General features: G+C 67.3%; 20 protein-coding genes. 14 read left to right on the plus strand and 6 right to left on the minus strand.

Annotated elements, in window-relative coordinates:
* Positions 1-12 precede the first annotated feature (12 nt).
* Genes VOI27_RS20800 through VOI27_RS20825 form a run of 6 tightly spaced genes read left to right on the plus strand, consistent with a single transcriptional unit; the run spans position 13 to position 4,662 of the window.
* Entirely contained in the window at positions 13-1,701 is a 1,689-nt protein-coding gene (locus tag VOI27_RS20800) for a sensor N-terminal transmembrane domain-containing protein (RefSeq protein ID WP_416374704.1), read from the plus strand.
* Between the two features lie 3 nt (positions 1,702-1,704).
* Positions 1,705-2,121, plus strand: a complete 417-nt coding sequence (locus tag VOI27_RS20805) for a serine kinase (RefSeq protein ID WP_323768162.1) — start codon at positions 1,705-1,707, stop codon at positions 2,119-2,121.
* 28 nt (positions 2,122-2,149) lie between these two features.
* A complete protein-coding gene (gene rapZ, locus VOI27_RS20810) occupies positions 2,150-3,043 on the plus strand; it encodes an RNase adapter RapZ (protein WP_323768164.1) in 894 nt (297 codons plus the stop codon).
* Positions 3,044-3,071: 28 nt separating this feature from the next.
* Positions 3,072-3,473 (plus strand): PTS fructose transporter subunit IIA, encoded by a 402-nt coding sequence (locus VOI27_RS20815; protein WP_323768199.1) that lies wholly within the window; start codon positions 3,072-3,074, stop codon positions 3,471-3,473.
* Positions 3,470-3,748 (plus strand): HPr family phosphocarrier protein, encoded by a 279-nt coding sequence (locus tag VOI27_RS20820; RefSeq protein ID WP_323768166.1) that lies wholly within the window; start codon positions 3,470-3,472, stop codon positions 3,746-3,748. The genes VOI27_RS20815 and VOI27_RS20820 overlap by 4 nt, the downstream gene beginning before the upstream one ends.
* Positions 3,749-3,789: 41 nt before the next feature.
* Positions 3,790-4,662 carry a lysophospholipid acyltransferase family protein gene (locus VOI27_RS20825; protein WP_323768201.1) on the plus strand — a complete coding sequence of 291 codons (873 nt, stop codon included), beginning with the start codon at positions 3,790-3,792 and terminating at the stop codon, positions 4,660-4,662.
* A gap of 264 nt (positions 4,663-4,926) precedes the next feature.
* Here the strand turns inward: VOI27_RS20825 and VOI27_RS20830 are convergent, their stop codons facing one another.
* A complete protein-coding gene (locus VOI27_RS20830; RefSeq protein ID WP_323768168.1) occupies positions 4,927-5,802 on the minus strand; it encodes a 3-hydroxybutyryl-CoA dehydrogenase in 876 nt (291 codons plus the stop codon).
* 171 nt (positions 5,803-5,973) lie between these two features.
* Between VOI27_RS20830 and VOI27_RS20835 the strand changes: the two genes are divergently transcribed.
* From VOI27_RS20835 to VOI27_RS20850, 4 genes are all read left to right on the plus strand, one after another.
* Positions 5,974-6,804, plus strand: a complete 831-nt coding sequence (locus tag VOI27_RS20835; RefSeq protein ID WP_323768170.1) for a DUF6473 family protein — start codon at positions 5,974-5,976, stop codon at positions 6,802-6,804.
* 131 nt (positions 6,805-6,935) lie between these two features.
* Positions 6,936-7,589: a protein-L-isoaspartate O-methyltransferase gene (locus tag VOI27_RS20840; RefSeq protein ID WP_323768172.1), complete on the plus strand. Its 654-nt coding sequence runs from the start codon at positions 6,936-6,938 to the stop codon at positions 7,587-7,589.
* A 77-nt stretch (positions 7,590-7,666) separates the two neighbouring features.
* Entirely contained in the window at positions 7,667-9,076 is a 1,410-nt protein-coding gene (locus VOI27_RS20845; RefSeq protein ID WP_323768175.1) for a TolC family outer membrane protein, read from the plus strand.
* A 96-nt stretch (positions 9,077-9,172) separates the two neighbouring features.
* Positions 9,173-10,108 carry a hypothetical protein gene (locus VOI27_RS20850; protein WP_323768177.1) on the plus strand — a complete coding sequence of 312 codons (936 nt, stop codon included), beginning with the start codon at positions 9,173-9,175 and terminating at the stop codon, positions 10,106-10,108.
* Positions 10,109-10,183: 75 nt separating this feature from the next.
* On the opposite strand, the gene VOI27_RS20855 is transcribed toward VOI27_RS20850, so the two are convergent.
* Positions 10,184-10,510, minus strand: a complete 327-nt coding sequence (locus VOI27_RS20855) for a DUF6280 family protein (RefSeq protein ID WP_323768179.1) — start codon at positions 10,508-10,510, stop codon at positions 10,184-10,186.
* Positions 10,511-10,726: 216 nt separating this feature from the next.
* On the opposite strand from VOI27_RS20855, the gene efp reads away from it, so the two are divergent.
* Together efp and VOI27_RS20865 are read left to right on the plus strand one after the other, a co-directional pair.
* On the plus strand, positions 10,727-11,290 hold the full coding sequence (gene efp, locus VOI27_RS20860; protein ID WP_323768180.1) for an elongation factor P: 564 nt from the start codon (positions 10,727-10,729) through the stop codon (positions 11,288-11,290).
* A 90-nt stretch (positions 11,291-11,380) separates the two neighbouring features.
* Positions 11,381-11,731: a GNAT family N-acetyltransferase gene (locus VOI27_RS20865; protein ID WP_323768182.1), complete on the plus strand. Its 351-nt coding sequence runs from the start codon at positions 11,381-11,383 to the stop codon at positions 11,729-11,731.
* Here VOI27_RS20865 and VOI27_RS20870 read toward each other — a convergent pair.
* A complete protein-coding gene (locus tag VOI27_RS20870) occupies positions 11,656-12,411 on the minus strand; it encodes a folate-binding protein (protein ID WP_323768185.1) in 756 nt (251 codons plus the stop codon). The genes VOI27_RS20865 and VOI27_RS20870 overlap by 76 nt on opposite strands.
* A 63-nt stretch (positions 12,412-12,474) precedes the next feature.
* On the opposite strand from VOI27_RS20870, the gene VOI27_RS20875 reads away from it, so the two are divergent.
* Entirely contained in the window at positions 12,475-13,158 is a 684-nt protein-coding gene (locus VOI27_RS20875) for a TIGR04283 family arsenosugar biosynthesis glycosyltransferase (protein WP_323768187.1), read from the plus strand.
* A gap of 61 nt (positions 13,159-13,219) precedes the next feature.
* On the opposite strand, the gene VOI27_RS20880 is transcribed toward VOI27_RS20875, so the two are convergent.
* Both VOI27_RS20880 and VOI27_RS20885 read right to left on the minus strand, forming a co-directional pair.
* A complete protein-coding gene (locus tag VOI27_RS20880; RefSeq protein WP_323768189.1) occupies positions 13,220-14,965 on the minus strand; it encodes an ABC transporter ATP-binding protein in 1,746 nt (581 codons plus the stop codon).
* On the minus strand, positions 14,962-15,708 hold the full coding sequence (locus tag VOI27_RS20885; RefSeq protein WP_323768191.1) for a tyrosine-protein phosphatase: 747 nt from the start codon (positions 15,706-15,708) through the stop codon (positions 14,962-14,964). The genes VOI27_RS20880 and VOI27_RS20885 overlap by 4 nt, the downstream gene beginning before the upstream one ends.
* Positions 15,709-15,850: 142 nt before the next feature.
* On the opposite strand from VOI27_RS20885, the gene VOI27_RS20890 reads away from it, so the two are divergent.
* Positions 15,851-17,056, plus strand: a complete 1,206-nt coding sequence (locus VOI27_RS20890; RefSeq protein WP_323768193.1) for a pyridoxal-phosphate-dependent aminotransferase family protein — start codon at positions 15,851-15,853, stop codon at positions 17,054-17,056.
* Here VOI27_RS20890 and VOI27_RS20895 read toward each other — a convergent pair.
* A complete protein-coding gene (locus tag VOI27_RS20895; protein WP_323768195.1) occupies positions 17,028-17,219 on the minus strand; it encodes a hypothetical protein in 192 nt (63 codons plus the stop codon). The genes VOI27_RS20890 and VOI27_RS20895 overlap by 29 nt on opposite strands.
* Between the last annotated feature and the right edge of the window lie 451 nt (positions 17,220-17,670).

Consider the following 17,670-nt stretch of genomic DNA (forward strand, 5'->3'; position numbering starts at 1 on the left):
CTGGTCGAGGAAATGGGCGTGCCGGACACAGGATCCAAACGCCGCGGTGACGTGGTTCTGGGCGACGACTGGGTCGCGCCGGACGGCACCGTCGAGCAGGAGCTGCAGGACAGTCGCGCCCGTCGCGGGCTGTTCTCGCTGCGCAGCTCGCCGCTCACCCGCAAGATCATCATGTTCAACCTGATCGCGCTCAACGTGCTGGTCGGTGGCATACTTTATCTCAATTCCTCGCGCGACGGTCTGGCGGCGCAGCGCGCCTCGGGCCTGGTCAGCGAGGCCGAGCTGATCGCCGATGTCTTCGAGGCCCAGCTGCCCGGCAGCGCGCCGGTCAATCTGGTCACCGGCGACGGCGTCGATGTGGCCGCTACGCTGGACGGCATCGCGCTGCGCCGCGGCGCGGAGGTCTTTGTCTTCGACCCGGCCCAGACCATCGTCGGCCGCTCGGCCGCCGAACGGGTCGAAGCGCCGGAAGAGGCCGGGCGCACCGTCATCACCGACATGCTCGGCTCGATCTGGGATGCGGTGGCGCGGCTGGTCACCCCCTCCGAGGAAGAGCGGATGGCCGCCTTCGAAGAGCATCTGATCGCGCTCGCGGGGCCGGCGCTGGCCGGCGAAACCACTGTGCGGACCACCGAGTCGGCCGATGGCGGCACCGTCTTTACCGTCGGCACGCCGATCGAACAGGCGGGCCGGCCGGTCGGTGCGGTGGTGCTGGTCTCGGCCTCTGGCGAGATCGACAAGCTGGTGCGCACCGAGCGCGAGCGGGTGCTGCAGATGTTCCTGGTGGCGACGCTGGTTTCGATCGGGCTGTCGCTGGTGCTGGCCTCGACCATCTCGAACCCGATCTCGGATCTGGCCCAGGCCGCCGAGCTGGGCCGCGACCGAGACCGCCGCAGGAACGCCAAGGGCCGCATCCGCATCCCCGACCTGACCGCCAGACCCGACGAGATCGGCCGGCTGTCCGGCGCGCTGCGCGGCATGGTCACCGCACTTTACGACCGGATCGACGCCAACGAACAGTTCGCCGCCGATGTCAGCCACGAGATCAAGAACCCGCTGGCCTCGCTGCGCTCTGCCGTGGGCTCGCTGCGCATGGTCAAGCGCGAGGATCACCGCGACAAGCTGCTTGACGTGATCGATCATGACGTGCGCCGGCTCGACCGGCTGGTCAGCGACATCTCCGATGCCTCGCGGCTCGACAGCGAGCTGGTCAAGGAAGAGCAGGCGGCCTTCAACCTGCTCGGCCTGCTGGGCAATCTTGGCGAGTTCCTCGGCAAGGAGGCGCAGGCCAAGGAGATCGAGTTCATCACCGATCTGCCGGACAAGCCGATCCTGGTGCATGGTCTCGAGGCGCGGCTGGCGCAGGTCTTCGTCAACCTGATCACCAACGCAATCAGCTTTTGCGAGGAGGGCGACGCGATCCGCGTCTGGGCCCGTCAGCGCGAGAACCGGGTTCTGGTGGTGGTCGAGGATACCGGCCCCGGCATCCCCGAAGAGGCGCTGACCAAGATCTTCAAGCGCTTCTACTCGCACCGGCCAGAGCATGATTTCGGCAACAACTCCGGGCTTGGCCTGGCGATCTCGAAACAGATCGTCGAGGCGCATGACGGGGTGATCTGGGCCGAGAACATCCGCCCGACCGAGGCCGACATCAACTCCGAACCGCTGGGCGCGCGCTTTGTCGTGGGGCTTCCGGTCTAGGCAATGGGTCTGATCCTGCATGCCAGCACCGTGGCCCTCGGGGGCCGCGGTGTTCTCGTTCTGGGGGCCTCGGGCCGTGGCAAGTCGGCCCTGGCGCTCGAACTGATGGCATTGGGGGCCGAGCTGGTGGCCGATGACCGGACGCAGGTCACCGCGCAGCGCGGCGCGCTGATCGCCGCCTGCCCGCCAGCCATCGCCGGCCGCATCGAGGCGCGTTTCGTAGGCTTGCTGGCCGCCCGGCCGCATCCGCCGGTGCCGCTGGCGCTGGCGGTCGATCTCGACCGAACCGAGACCGAACGCCTGCCGCCCTGGCGCGACACCCGGATCGCCGGCGTGACGCTCCCGTTGCTTCACAATGTCGAGGACAGGTATTTCCCTGCTGCAATCAGACAGTATCTTGTGCATGGTCGCCGCGACTGACCGCCGCGACACAGGAGACCACCGTCCCATGCAGCCCGATGCGTCCAACCGCCTTGTTCTTCTGACCGGTCCGTCCGGCGCAGGACGGTCTACCGCACTCAACGCGCTCGAGGATCTGGGCTTCGAGACGATCGACAACCTGCCGCTGGCGCTGGCGCCGACGCTGCTCGACGGCGGGCTCAGCCGCGACATGGCGCTGGGAATCGATGTCCGCACCCGCGATTTCTCGCCCGCCGCGCTGACCGCCCTGCTGTCGAATATCGCCAACCAGACCGGCCAGGGCGCCGAGCTGGTGGTGCTCGAGGCCGAGGCCGGGGTGCTGGCCAAGCGCTACAACGAGACCCGCCGGCGCCACCCGATGGCACCCGATGGCACCCCCGAGGCCGGCATCGCCATCGAGCTCGAAATGCTGGGCCCGCTGCGTGACCAGGCGACGGTGCTGATCGACACCTCGGCGCTGTCGCCGCATGACCTGCGCGCCGAGATGCAGCGCATCTTCGGCCGCAGCGGCAGCCATGACCTTGCGATCTCGGTGCAGTCGTTCTCCTACAAGCGCGGGCTGCCGCTGGCGGCCGACGTGGTGTTCGACTGCCGCTTTCTGAAGAACCCGCACTGGCAGCCGGACCTGCGGCCGATGACCGGCCAGGACCCCCGCGTCGCCGACCATATCGCCACCGACCCGCGCTTTGCGGTGTTCCGCGAGAAGGTCTTCGATCTTCTGATCTTCCAGCTGCCGGCGGCGCGCGACGAGGGCAAGGCGCATTTCACCGTCGCCTTCGGCTGCAGCGGCGGCAAGCACCGCTCTGTTGCCCTCGCGGAAAGCATCGCCCGGGGGCTTGCAACGGCCGGCTGGCAGGTGTCAATTAGGCACCGAGAGCTTGAGCGGCGCGCGCTGGCGCCGCTGGACCCCGTCCAACCGTGACCGGGCAATGAACGGGAGACCGGCGAAGTTGATCGGCATCGTGATCGTGGCGCATGGCGGCCTGGCCAGGGAATATCTGGCTGCCATCGAACATGTGGTCGGGCAGCAGCCCGGTATCCGCGCGATCGCGATCGAGCCCGATCACGTGCGCGATGCCAAGCAATCCGAGATCTGCAATGCCGCCGATTCCGTCGACCAGGGCGGCGGCGTCGTGATCGTGACCGACATGTTCGGCGGCTCGCCCTCCAACCTCTCGCTCATGGCCTGCGCACCGGAGAACCGGCGCATCATCTACGGGGCCAACCTGCCGATGCTGATCAAGCTGGCGAAAAGCCGCGATCTGGGTGTTGCCGACGCCGTCAGACGTGCGACAGAGGCCGGACGCAAATATATCGACAGCCAGAATATCTCACCGGATCAGACCACATGACAGACACCGTGACCCGCAGCCTGAAGATCATCAACGAGAAGGGGCTGCACGCCCGGGCCTCGGCCAAGCTGGTGGAGGTGGTCGAAGGCTTCGACGCCAATGCCGAAGTGTCGCGCGACGGCATGGGCGCCTCGGGCGATTCGATCATGGGGCTTTTGATGTTGGCAGCCTCGAAGGGAAGCACTATTGAGGTTCAGACTTCGGGCCCGGACGCCGAGGCGCTGGCCGATGCGGTCGAAGCCCTGGTGGCGGACCGGTTCGGAGAGGACTGCTAGGCCCGTTCACGGGCTTGCGGGGAAGGATGCTGGACGCAACCATGGTGGAAACTGCGCAAACCCCGGCCGGGCGCGAGGCCGCCGCGGCCCAGCCGGTCCCCTATGACAAGCGCAAGCTGTCCTATGCCAATACCTTCACCAATCCGTGGAAATCCAAAACCATCCGGGCGATGGAATGGCTGACCGGCAAGCTGCCGCTGCTGCGCCTGGTGCGCCGCTTTGAGCGTCAGGGGCCGCAGGAGGGCCCAGCCTTCTTCAGCCAGGCGCTGGCGCTGATGGGGATCGAGCTGCAGACCCCGGCCGATCAGATCGCCCGCATCCCCGCCGAGGGCCCGGTGATCGTGGTTGCCAACCATCCGCACGGTCTGGTCGACGGCATGGTGCTGGCGGAACTGGTCGGGCGGGTGCGGACCGACTACAAGATCCTGACCCGCAACCTGCTCTCGGGCGTCACCGAGATCGAGCACCTGATGATCCCCGTGCCCTTTCCGCACGAGGAGAACGCCCGCGTCGAGAGCCTCGAGATGCGCAAGGCCGCGATGGACCACCTGCGTCAGGGGGGCGTGATCATCCTGTTTCCCTCGGGCGTGGTGGCGGCCAGCGAGAGCCTGTTCGGCAAGGCGGTCGAGGCGGTGTGGAACCCCTTTACCGCCAAGTTGATCACCCGCTCGGGCGCCACCGTGGTGCCGATCCACTTCCCCGGTCAGAATTCGCGTGCCTATCAGATTGCCAACCGGGTTTCGGCCACCCTGCGGCAGGGGCTGCTGATCCACGAGGTGGTGCATGCCTGCAACCGGCCGCAGGCGCCGATCATCGGCACCCCGATCAGCCCGGACGAAATCCGCACCTGGGAGGCCAAGCCGCGCCGGATGATGGCCTGGCTGCGGCAGCATACGCTCAGCCTCGGCGAGTGATCGCCGGCGGCATCGAGGCTGGCGGGTGTTGCAGAGGGGGCCAGCCCCCTCGGCCTGCGGCCTCACCCCCGGAGGTTTATTCGGCAAGATGAAGGGGGAGCGGGGCGCTTGGCGCGTCGGTATCGCGGTTTCGCCGGCTTGGCCTCGTGGCGTGATCGCCAGCAGCATCGGGACTGGAGGGTGTTGCAGAGGGGCCAGCCCCCTCGGCCTGCGGCCTCACCCCCCGGAGGTCTATCCAGCAAGATGAAGAGGGAAGCGGGGTGACTAGCGCGTCGGCACCGGGGTTTCGCCGCGGTAGTCATAGAAGCCGCGCTTGGTCTTGCGGCCGAGCCAGCCGGCCTCGACGTATTTGGTCAGCAGCGGGCAGGGGCGGTACTTGGTGTCGGCCAGGCCGTCGTGCAGCACGTTCATGATCGCGAGGCAGGTGTCGAGGCCGATGAAATCCGCCAGCTCCAGCGGCCCCATCGGATGATTGGTGCCGAGCTTCATCGCCATGTCGATCGAGGTGACGTTGCCGACGCCCTCGTAGAGCGTGTAGACCGCCTCGTTGATCATCGGCATCAGGATGCGGTTGACGATGAAGGCGGGGAAATCCTCGGCCGAAGCAGCGGTCTTGCCAAGCTTTTCGACCACCGCGAGACAGGCTTCGTAGGTCTCCTTGTCGGTGGCGATGCCGCGGATCAGCTCGACCAGCTGCATCACCGGCACAGGGTTCATGAAGTGGAAGCCCATGAACTTTTCCGGCCGGTCGGTGCGGCTGGCCAGACGGGTGATCGAGATCGACGAGGTGTTGGAGGTCAGGATGGTGTCCGGCTTGAGATGCGGCAGGAGGGCGTCGAAGATCTTCTGCTTGACCTCCTCGCGCTCGGTCGCGGCCTCGATCACCAGGTCGGTCTGCGCCACCTCGGCGGTCTCGAGCGTGGTGGTGATCCGCGCCATGGCGGCGGCCTGATCCGCTTCGCTCAGCGCGCCCTTGGCGACCTGCCGACCGAGGTTCTTCTCGATCCGGCCGACCGCCGCCTCGAGCGCCTCCTGCGAGATATCGGTCATCACAACGTCATAGCCCGCCACCGCCATCACATGGGCAATGCCGTTGCCCATCTGGCCTGCGCCGATCACGCCGATCGATTGAATATCCATGAGCTGCCCTCGTTCCTGCTTGCCGGACAATAGGCAGCAACCCGTACCAAGGGCAAGGGCGGGCGGCGGCGGCCAGTCGGTTAAAGGTTGGCTCAAATCCGCCGTTTAGGCATTCCGAAATGCGAATCACGGCATGGTGTGCCTGGGTGAGAAAAAAATTAGGTGGGTGAGATGACCTATGAACTGAACGGGGGCCAGTCCCCCGACTATCTTCCTTGTCGCTATGGTGCGTCGCGTCAGGTGTTTCGCGGCCCGCGCCGCCGGCTTGAGGGAGAGTATGTCGCCTTTTTCGGCGGCACCGAGACCTATGGCAAATTCATCGAGACGCCGTTCCCGGCGCTGACCGAAGAGACGCTGGGACTTCCCTGCGTCAATTTCGGCTGTGTCAACGCCGGTGTAGATGCATTTGTCAACGATACCGCGCTGCTCGAGGCGGCGGGCCAGGCCAGCGCCACCGTGGTGCAGATCATGGGCGCGCAGAACATGTCGAACCGGCTCTACAGCGTGCATCCGCGGCGCAACGACCGCTTCATCAACGCCTCGGCGATGCTCAAGGCGGTCTATCGCGAGGTGGATTTCACCGAGTTCCACTTTACCCGCCACCTGTTGCGCGAGCTCGAGGCGATCAGCCCCGACCGCTTCAAGATGGTGCGCGAAGAGCTGCAGGCGGCCTGGATGGCGCGGATGACCCTGCTGCTCAGCCGGATCAAGGGGCCGGTGGTTCTGCTCTGGATGGCCGAGCGGGCGCCGTCGAACGACCCGGCCGAGATGTCCGATCCGCTGTTCGTCACCGCCGAGATGATCGATGCGCTGCGCGAGAAGGTGGCCAATGTGGTCGTGGTGCAAACCTCGGCCCAGGGCTCGGCCTGCGGCACCGAGGGCATGCTCTTTGGTCCGATGGAAGAGGCCGCGGCACGCGAGTTGCCGGGTCCGGGCCTGCATGACGCGGCCGCGACGGCGCTCTCGGGCGCTTTGGCCGGTGTGCTGAACCGCCGGCATTGACCTGTGAACCTGGGCCGGCCCGGCGGCCGGTCCCGACGCGGGCGGGGCGCGAAAACCCCGTCGCGGTCATTGCCGGGCGAGAGGGTTTGTGGCAAGACGGATCTGACATTCCTGAACCGACGAGTTTAGACATGACCGACTATGCCCAGCGCCGGACCTTCATGGTCGATACCCAGATCCGTCCCGCCGACGTGACCAAGTTTCCCATCATCGACGCCATGCTTGCCATCCCGCGCGAGGTCTATACCCCGCGCGACAAGCGCGAGGCGGCCTATGTCGGCGAGAACCTCGAGTTCGCGCCGGGCCGGGTGATGCTCGAACCGCGGACCCTGGCCAAGATGCTTGACGGTCTGGCGATCACTGGCGGCGAGCTGGTGCTCGATATCGGCGCCGGCTACGGCTATTCCGCCGCGGTGATGGCGCGGATGGCCGAGGCGGTGGTGGCGGTCGAGGACGAGGCCGACCGGGTGACCGAGGCGCAGGGCGCGCTGTCGGAAAACGGCTCCGACGGGGTGATCATGCATGAGGCGGCGCTCGAGGCCGGGGCGCCCGAGCATGGCCCTTACGACGTGATCGTGATCGAGGGCGGGATCGAGCAGCTGCCCGAGGCGATCGCCGACCAGCTCAAGGAGGGCGGGCGGATCGCCGCGCTGTTCATGGAGGGTCAGCTCGGCACGGTGCGCATCGGCTACAAGCAGAACGGCGCTATCTCGTGGCGCTTTGCCTTCAACGCCGCGGCGCCGGTGTTGCCGGGATACCAGAAATCGGCAGAATTCGCGCTGTAGCCCACGATATCGCGGCGATGGCGACGGAAACCGGCACTGAGCGTGTATAACGAGTGGGCAAGATCAGGAGACAGGTGATGATCCGCAATGCAATGGGCCGCGTCGTGCGGCGCGGTGCTCTGAGCCTCGCATTGGCGCTGGCGCCGGCCGCGACCCTGGCCGAGACGCTGGCCGATGCGCTGGCCGCGGCCTATACGCATTCCGGCCTGTTGCATCAGAACCGCGCGCTCCTCAGGGCGGCCGACGAGGATGTCGCCGTCGCGGTTGCGGCGCTGCGCCCGATCGTCAGCTGGACCTCCTCTTTCTCACGCGATTTCGGCTACAGCTACAGCGGCACCACCGGGCTCGGCACCGGATTCCAGGACGACAGTGCCAGCTTCTCCGTCGTGGCCGAGCTGTTGCTGTATGATTTCGGCGCCACGCGGTTGCAGATCGATGCCGCCAAGGAGGCGGTGCTGGCGACCCGCGAGGGGCTTCTGGTGATCGAGCAACAGGTGCTGTTGCGCGCCGTGGTGGCCTATGTCAGCGTGCGCAGCGCCTCCGAGACGGTGTCGCTGCGGCAGAACAACCTGCGGCTGGTGGAGCAGGAACTGCGCGCCGCCCGCGACCGGTTCGAGGTTGGCGAGGTGACCCGCACCGATGTGTCGCTGGCCGAAGCGCGGCTGGCCGCCAGCCGGGCCAACCTGGCCGCCGCCGAGGGCGATCTTCTGCGCGCGATCGAGGAGTACCGGGCCGCGGTGGGCGAGGGGCCCGACAATCTGGCGGCGGTGACCCGGCTGCCGGATGTCGAGCGCAACGAGACGGCAGCCAAGGCGATCGCCATGCGCAGCCACCCGGCGATGCGCCGGGCGCAATACGAGGTCTCGACCGCCGATCTCAATCGGCGCCGGGCCGAGCTGGCGATCAAGCCGCAGGTCTCGCTCTCGGGCCGGCTGACCCGGTCGAGCGATTTCAACGGCGGCGATTATTCCAACACCGGCTCGGTCTCGCTTGATTTTGGCGGTCCGATCTATCGCGGCGGGGCGCTGTCGGCGCTGGAACGGCAGGCCAAGGCGCGTGCCGATGCGGCCCGCGGCAACCTGCATGTGACCCAGCACGCCGTGGCTCAGGACGTGGGCACCGCGCTGGCGACCCTGCGGGTGGCCAATGCCTCGATCGAGGCCACCGACCGGCAGATCCGCGCCGCCCGCGTGGCGTTTCAGGGGGTCCGCGAAGAGGCGACGCTGGGCCAGCGCACCACGCTCGACGTGCTGACCGCCGAGCAGGACCTGCTCGATGCCGAGGTGGCCTATACCGCCGCCGTGGCCGACCGGACCATCGCTGCCTATCAGCTTTTGTCGGCGATGGGGCTGATGACCGCCAAGCACCTGGGGCTGAACGTGCAGCTTTATGACCCGGCGGAATACTATCGGCTGATCAAGAATGCGCCGGTCAAGAGCCTTCAGGGCGACAAGCTCGACCGGGTGTTGCGCCGCATCGGCGACTGAGCCTCGCCCGCCACAAAGCCCGCTCAATTGTCTCTATCGGTTGTGCGGTTGGCCCCGTCGGGTTATCCTCGCGGCCGAGGCAAAGTGGTGAAAATAATGTCAGATCCTGTCAAATCCTCGGAAATCGAGGATGTCCTGTCGTCTATTCGCAGGCTGGTGTCCGAAGAGGCACGTCAAGAAATGCAGGCACGTCGGGCGCAGGCCGAAAAGGCGGTGTCGCCGGAGGCTCGGGCGCCAGAAGCCGATGCTCTGGTGCTGACCCCGGCGCTGCGGGTGCATGAGGGCGGCCGGTTCGCCCCCGAATCGCCGGCTGCAGAGGCCGAGCCCGCGGCGGCCGATTCCGTCGAGGAAGCGCCCTATGAAGAGGCGGTCGACGAGCTCTCTGCGGCAGAGCCGCTGGCGTTGGCCGAGGTGATCCAGGCGGCCGCGCCGGACGAGGCCGAGGTAGAAGAGCTGGAGGCGCCGGCGTCGGAGCCGGAGACACTCGAGGCCAAGATCGCGGCACTCGAGGCGCTGATCTCTGGCGACAGCGATACCCCGGAGAAGGCCGAGATCGCGGTTCATGAAGAGACCGCGCCGGACGCCGCCCAGATCGCCGAGGCAGACCCTGAAGACCCGGCCGAGGAGGCCCTCGCCTGGGAAGACCATCAGCCCGAGGCAGAGCCCGAAGCGGCGCAGGCCACCACGGTTGCAGAGCCCTCGGCCGAAGAGGCCCCGGCAGAAGACGAGATCGCAGAAGACGCCGCGCCAGCGGCCGATCCCTTTGTCTTCGTGCACAGAAACCACCCCTCCGGCCCTGAGGCACCGGCCGGCGTCGCGCCGGAGAAGCCGGCCGCGGCCGATGAAACCGACACGCCGATCGCCGCCGGGACTGACGGTGCGGTAATCGACGAAGAGGCGCTGCGCGACATGGTGGTCGACATTGTGCGCGAAGAGCTTCAGGGCGCCCTGGGCGAGCGGATCACCCGCAATGTCCGGCGTCTGGTCCGCCGCGAGATCCATCGCGCATTGGCCAGTCAGGAGCTTGACTGACGCTGGGTCACTTCCCTTCAAACGCAAACGCGCCCCGAAGTCGGGGCGCGTCAGCAAGGAAAGAGGTAGGCGGTCTTAAGCGGCTTCGCGCTCGGCAGCAGCGGCGGCATTGCGGCGCTCGCTCTCTTCGCGCGACAGGGCAACAGAGGTGCGCACACCTTTGCCGACGAAATCCATCAGCCCCTGAACGACACGTTCGTTCGGGTCGATACCGGCACAGGACAGCACTTCGCGGCCATCGCGCGACCGCGCCCAGCGGGCGATCTGTTCGGGGCCATTGCCGTACTTCTTGTCGTCGGCGATGGCATCGTCGAGTGCAGCCAGGACCACCGCGGCAAACAGCTTGCGGGCACGGCTGCCCTGTTCGCTGTTAAAGGCTGTACCATCAACGAAATCAGTCATGTAGCGTCCTTTATTCTTGCTCTTGTGTTTCAGGCGTGAGGGCCCTTATGGCCGGTTTTTAGCGATTCGGATACCCCGCAAACGCATACCATCTATGCGATGTTTGCATAGCTTGCTGCATGTGCAGCACAGGATATGGTAAGCTTGCTCTGGGCACCAACGCGATATATAGGTCCGGTCAAATCGTCTTCAACCTCTCGACAAGGTTTCGCCACAATGCCCAAGATCAACGGTAACGAAATCCGCCCCGGCAATGTCCTCGAGCACGACGGCCATCTGTGGGCCGCCGTCAAGGTGGATCATGTCAAACCCGGCAAGGGTGGCGCATTTGCACAGGTCGAGATGAAGAACCTGCGCAACGGCTCCAAGCTGAACGAACGCTTCCGCTCCGCCGACAAGGTCGAGCGCGTGCGGCTCGAGCAGAAGGACATGCAGTTCCTCTACGAAGACAGCGGCCAGCTGATCTTCATGGACACCGAGACCTATGACCAGGTGCAGCTCGACGCCGAGATCCTCGGCGAGCGCCGGCCGTTCCTGCAGGACGGCATGACCATCGTGGTGGAATTCCACGACGAAGAGGCTCTGAACGCCTCGCTGCCGCAGAAGGTCACCTGCAAGGTGGTCGAGACCGAGCCGGTGGTGAAGGGCCAGACCGCCGCCAACAGCTTCAAGCCCGCAATCCTCGATTGCGGCGTCAAGGTCATGGTGCCGCCCTTCGTCGGTCAGGACGAGGACATCGTCGTCAACACCGAGACCATGGAGTATTCCGAGCGCGCCTGACCCCGGGGCCCGCGCGCATATCCCCCGGACAGCCGGGGGCGCGACACAGATTTCAGAGGCCTCCGGCACAGAGCCAAGGAGGCCTTTTTCATGTCCGCAGACCATCCGGACCTGCCCGCCATCGCCGCCCTTCACCCGGAGGACCGGCAGCGCCACGCGCAAATTGCCCGCTGCCTGTCACAGGGCGCCGGGCTGATCGCCTATCGCACCGAAGGCGTGTTGCGCGGCTATCTGCTCTACACCCGCGGGGCAGGGGGCGCGCCGGTGATCGAGCGGCTCTACGTCGCCCCCGGCTGGCGCCGCCGCGGCATCGAGGACCGGCTGACGCGTCGCCTCGCCACCGCCGCCGATCCCGCCCCGGGGTCTCAGCCGGTGGACAACAGCGTGACCCGCGCCGCGCCCGCCTGCATCTCGCCGCCGGCCCGGTCGAACCGCAGATAGGCCAGCGCCCGGTCGCCGGCGCGGGTACCCAGCACCCCCACCGGCTTGCCGCCGGCGGTGATCTCGCTGCCCTCGGCCGCCGCGCCGTCAAGCTGCACCTGCGCCAGTCCCTTGCGCAGCTCGGTCTTGTGCTTCATCCGCGCGGTCACTTCCTGGCCGACATAACAGCCCTTGCGGAAATCCACCCCCGAGAGGCGTTCGAACCCCATCTCCAGCAGGTAACTGTCAGGTCCCAACTCACGGCCCCAGCGCGGCACCATGGTCTCGACATGCAGCGCGTCCCAATCGGTCCCGTCCTCGGCCAGCGCCTCGGGGCCGATCAACCGCCAGCCCAGCCGCGCATCGCGGGGATCTGCCAGTGCGCCGTCCGGCGCCGCTCCGGTGCCGCGCGACACCGCCAGGTCGGTCTCGGCAATCGTCACGGCGGCGCGCAGCTTGTACATCGCCAACCGTCTGGCGAGCCCCGCGGTCTGGTCGGCCGGCAGGTCCATCAGCACCTCGGCGCCATCGGCCTGCAGAAAGAAGTCGGCGATCAGCTTGCCCTGCGGCGTCAGCATTGCGGCATAGACCAGCCCCCGGTCGAGCCGGGCCACGTCATTGCTGACCAGCCCCTGCAGGAAATCCCTGACATCGCCACCCGCTAGGCGCAGCACGCGGCGTTTCACGGCATAAGTATCCATTTCACAATTCCTTCCGGCCCTGACGTCCCATATAGACAGTCCGTGAGCAAGCGGAAGAGGCAGATGCGCGCCCCGATCTCGGTCATCATCCCGACACTGAACGCAGGCCCGGCGCTGCCCGCCTGCCTGATGGCCCTGGGCGAGGGGCTGCAGGAGGGGCTGATCCGCGAGCTGATCATCAGCGACGGCGGCTCCACCGATGCCACGCTGCAAACCGCCCGCGCCGCCGGCGCCGAGATCGTCACCGGTCCCGCCTCTCGCGGCGGCCAGCTGCGTCGCGGTGCCGTCAGGGCCAAGGGTGACTGGCTGCTGTTCCTGCACGCCGACACCTGCCTTGCCCCCGGCTGGGCCGCCCCGGTGCTGGCGCATCTCACGACCGAGACCGCCGCCGCCTTCCGCCTCCGCTTCGACAGCCGCCACCCGATGGCGCGGCTGACCGAGAGCTGGGCCAACCTGCGCAGCCGGCTGTTCGATCTGCCCTACGGCGACCAGGCGTTGCTCCTGCCCCGCGCGCTCTACCACGCCGCCGGCGGCTACCCCGACCAGCCGCTGATGGAGGACGTGGCGCTGGCCCGCGCCCTCAAGGGCCGCCTCACCCTGCTGCCCGCCACCGCGCTGACTTCGGCCGACCGCTACCAGCGCGACGGCTGGCTCCGCCGCGGCGCCCAGAACCTCACGACGCTCGCCCGCTACGCCACAGGCACCCCGCCCGAGACCCTGGCGCAGCGCTACACCAAGCGCCCCTGATCTTCTTCTGTTCAAAAATACCCTCGGGGTCCCGGGCAGAGCCCCGAAGGCCCGGCCCGCCTCAGACCCCGTCCTGCATCCGGTAGAGCCCGGCATAGACCCCGCCCTGCGCCAGAAGCGCCTCATGCGTCCCTTCTTCGACCACCTGCCCCTGATCCATCACCACGATCTTGTCGGCATTGCGCACGGTCGAAAGCCGGTGCGCAATCACCAGCGTGGTGCGCCCCCGAGCGAGCCGGTCGAGCGCCTCCTGCACCAGCGCCTCTGACGCGGTATCCAGCGCCGAGGTCGCCTCGTCGAGCAGCAGGATCGGCCGGTCGCGCAGTACCGCGCGGGCAATTGCCACCCGCTGGCGCTGACCGCCGGAGAGGTTCGAGCCGCGCGGCCCGGCCGGGCTGTCGAGACCCTGGCCCAGCCGCGGCAGGAAATCTGCCACATGCGCCGCCTCGAGCGCTGCATTGAGCCGGTCCTCGCCGACCTCGCGGCCATCGAGCACGATATTGTCCCGCAGGCTCTCGTCGAACAGCAGCGCCTCCTGGCTGACCACCGAGAACAGACCGCGCACCGCCGCCACGTCCATCTCGCGCACATCGAGGCCGCCGATGGTGACCCGGCCCGACTGTACGTCGACCAACCGGGTGATCAGGTTGAAGACGGTGGATTTGCCGGCCCCGGAGGCGCCCACCAGCGCGGTGGTCTTTCCCGCCTCGGCCACCAGCGAGGCGCCGCGCAGCACCGGCGCATCGCCAAAGGCCAGGTGCACATCCTCGAGCACGATCTCAGGCGCACCTTCTGGCGCCGGCTTGGGCCGCGCCGGGCTCTTCAGTCCCGGGTGGGTGTCGAACAGCTCGCGCAGCCGTTCGATCGCCGACGCCGCCACCTGCCAGACGCCAGAGACCGCGCCGAGCCTCCGCAGCGGCTCGAAGGCCAGCCCCAGGGCGGTGAAGAAGGCCATGAAATCGCCCACCGTCTTGGTGCCGTCGATGATCTCGCGGCCTCCATAGAGCAGCACCCCGAAGAAGCCGACGCCGGCCATCAGGTCGACCATGCCGGGGATCAGCGCCTGACCCAGCGAAGACTTGATCTCGACCTTGATCCGCCGGTCGGTCAGCTTGGAATAGCGCCGCGACTGGTAGCGTTCGAGCCGGTTGAGCTTGATCGGCACGATGCCGTGAAAGATCTCGTTGAGCCGCACCGACAGCCCCGCCGCCACGTCGCGCGCGGCGCGCGCGTGACGACGCACATAGCGTTGCAGCACCACCACCGGCACCACCATCACCGGCACGCCGACCAGCGCCACCAGCGTCCAGCGCCAGTCGATCGACAGCGCCACGCCGAACAGCGAGACCAGTGCGATCACGTCGCGGCCGGCGCCGGTGACCAGCGTCCGCCAGACCTTGTTGATCGAACCGACATCGCCCTCGATCCGCTGCATCAGGTAGCCCGGGCTGTGGGTCTGGTGGAACTGGCCTTCCAGCGTCATCAGGTGATCGACCAGATCGGTGCGGATATCGCCCGCGGTGACCTGTGACAGCCGCGTCAGCACCACCTTCTGCACCACCGAGGCCGCCGCCCTGAGGGCAAAGATGCCGAGGATCACCAGGCCCACGATCATCAGCCGGTCGCCCTGACCGCCGATGAAGACCTGGTCGAACATCGGTTTCATCATGTAGCTGATGGCGCCGTACATCGCGCCCTCGAGCGACATGAAGATCAGCGCCACCCCGAGCAGCCAGATGTGCTTGCGCAGGTACTTGCGCCAGAGCCAGAGCGCCAGCCCGCGCGGATTGGGCTGGGGGGCGCTCACCCGCGGGCCTCCGGGCCGGCGTCGGTCACCGGATCGTCGCGCAGCATCTGCGCGGTCTCGGCCGGGGTTTTCTTGGCGTCCCAGGCGTCATTCAGACGGGCGGCGCGGTATTCGGTCCGCAGCCAGTCTTCGAAATCAATCGGCTCGGCGGTCTTGCGCGCCTCATAGACCGAGAGGATGTAGTCCTGCACCCCGGTCTTGGTCCATTTCATATGCAGGTAGCGCATCGACAATTGCTTGCGCGCTTCCTCGACGGGCACCCCTTCAAAGACCATCAGGTACATGGCGGCGACGATCCCGGCGCGGTCGGCACCGGACTTGCAATGAAAGACGAACGGCTTCTCGATATCGCGAAAGGTGTCGAGCACCGCCAGCAGCCGCTCGCGCTTGGTGGCATTGCGCGCCCAGAGCTTGGTGACGCGGAAATCCATCCCCAGCGCCTCGCAGGTCTCCTTCTCGAACAGGTAATGCGCGAACTTCTCCTCGCCGCGCAGGGTCACCACGGTGTGGATGCCAAGCTCCTTGTAGCGCGCAAGCCGCCGCGGCCCGGGGTGGTTCGAGCGATAGACGCCGGGCGCGATCTCGAAGAAATTGGTCCAGAGGATGCGCAGGAAGGCGTGGTCGACCACGTTGTAATGCACATTGCCCCAGAACCGGCCCTTGGGGGTCGAGATATCCTTGCCGAAGGACCGCGAGAACTTGCGGTTGCGGTCTTCCAACCAGTCCATCACCTTCTTGATCATCGACACATCGGCCGGACGCCGCCCCCGGGGTTTCGCTGGCGGGGGTTTAGGCGCTCGGGCCGCGGCTGGCAAGCGGGGCGGTGGCGATTGACGGCGGCGCCGTGCCGGGGTTAGCTGCGGTTCGATCCACGGAGAACCCAGCATGTCCCTCGCAAATGGCCGCACCTACCGGGCGATCCCCGGCCCCTCGGAAACCCCCGACGCGGTACAGCGCGCCATGCATCGCGCCTCGGTCAATATCTACGAGGGCGAAATCGTCGCGCTGACCGAAAGCCTGCTGCCGGACCTGCGCCGGGTGGCGCGCACCGAGCATGACGTGGCGATGTATATCTGCAACGGTCACGGCGCCTGGGAGGCCTCGCTGGCCAATGTTCTGGGGCCCGGTGACCTGGTGCTGGTGCCGGCGACGGGGCGGTTCTCGCATGGCTGGACCGAGATGGCGCAGGGTCTGGGCATCGAGGTCGAGATCATGGAGTTCGGTCTGCAGAGCCCGTTCGACCTGACCCGCATCGAGGACCGGCTGCGCGACGACCCGCATGGCCGGATCAAGGCGGTGCTGGCGGTGCATGTGGACACCGCCACCTCGGTGCGCAACGACATTTCCGGCCTGCGCGCCGCCATGGATGCCGCCGGCCACCCGGCGCTTCTGATGGCCGATTGCGTGGCTTCGCTGGGCTGTGACCGCTTCGAAATGGACGTTTGGGGCGTCGACGTGATGATCACCGGCAGCCAGAAGGGGCTGATGGTGCCACCCGGCATGGGGTTTGTGTTCTTCAACCCCAAGGCGGCGGCGCATCGGCCCGAGCGGGTCTCGCGCTATTGGGACTGGGCGCCACGGGCCCACCCGGAGATGTATTACCAGTATTTCGGCGGCACCACGCCGACCCATCATCTCTACGGTCTGCGGGTCGCGCTCGACATGATGAAGGACGAGGGGATCGAGGCGATCTGGCACCGCCATGCCACGCTGGCCCGGGCGATCTGGGCGGCGGTGGAGCATTGGGGGCAGGAGGGCCCGCTCAGGCTCAACATCTCAGATCCGGGCCATCGCAGCCATGCGGTCACCGCGCTTGCCATCGGCACGCCGCAGGGCCAACGGCTGCGCGACTGGTGCGAGCGCAATGCCGGGGTGACCCTGGGCATCGGCCTCGGCATGGCGCCGCCCGACAGCGAGGCGCGGCACGGCTTCTTTCGCATCGGTCACATGGGGCATGTGAACACCCACATGATCCTCGGAGTTCTGGGGTCGATCGAGGCCGGTCTCGCGGCTTTGGAGATCCCGCATCGTGCCGGCGGCATCGCGGCGGCGACACAGGTGATCAGCGCCGCCGCGCCGCCAGCCAGCTGATCCAGGCGTTGAGCGCCAGCCCGGCCAGCAGCACCGCCGCCAGCCCGAAAGCGGCGAGCAGCGCCACCAGCATCCAGAGCAGGTTGACCCCGAACATCACCACGCAGGCGGCGGTATAATCCGGCGCGCGGCCGACGGGGCGGTCATGGGATCGGTGAGGCATGCGGCACCTTGCGGAAACGGCGGGTTCTGGGTGGGTCCTAAAAGGGTAGCGCGCCCGGCGCGGCTGTCAGGTAAAGTTTCCGCCATCCTGACCCCGTCCCGGCCTCTGCGCCGGGACCTCTTGGCGACAAATCACACCTTCGTCGGGCGGCAGGACGCGATATCTCGCCTGACGGGGATGATGCCGGGATCGGTCGGCCCTGGTCGATCCTCCTCAAGGCGCCGGAAGTTTCGACCGTGAGGCCCCGGCGCGGGGGCCGGGGCGGGGTCAGTTTTTGGCTCGTTTGTCAGCGCAAGATTTTGCCGACGCGTCCCGGCCGCTGCGCCGGCAACCGTAATCGGTCACCGCGTGTCAGACGGCTTTCGGGTCGAAGGGTTTGCCCGTTCGCAGCATCGCGTTGAGGATCGTTAGAAGCTTGCGGGCGACCGCGATGATGGCCTGTTTCGCGGTC

The sequence above is a fragment of the Marinovum sp. genome, from assembly GCF_034669705.1.
Lineage (GTDB): Bacteria > Pseudomonadota > Alphaproteobacteria > Rhodobacterales > Rhodobacteraceae > Marinovum.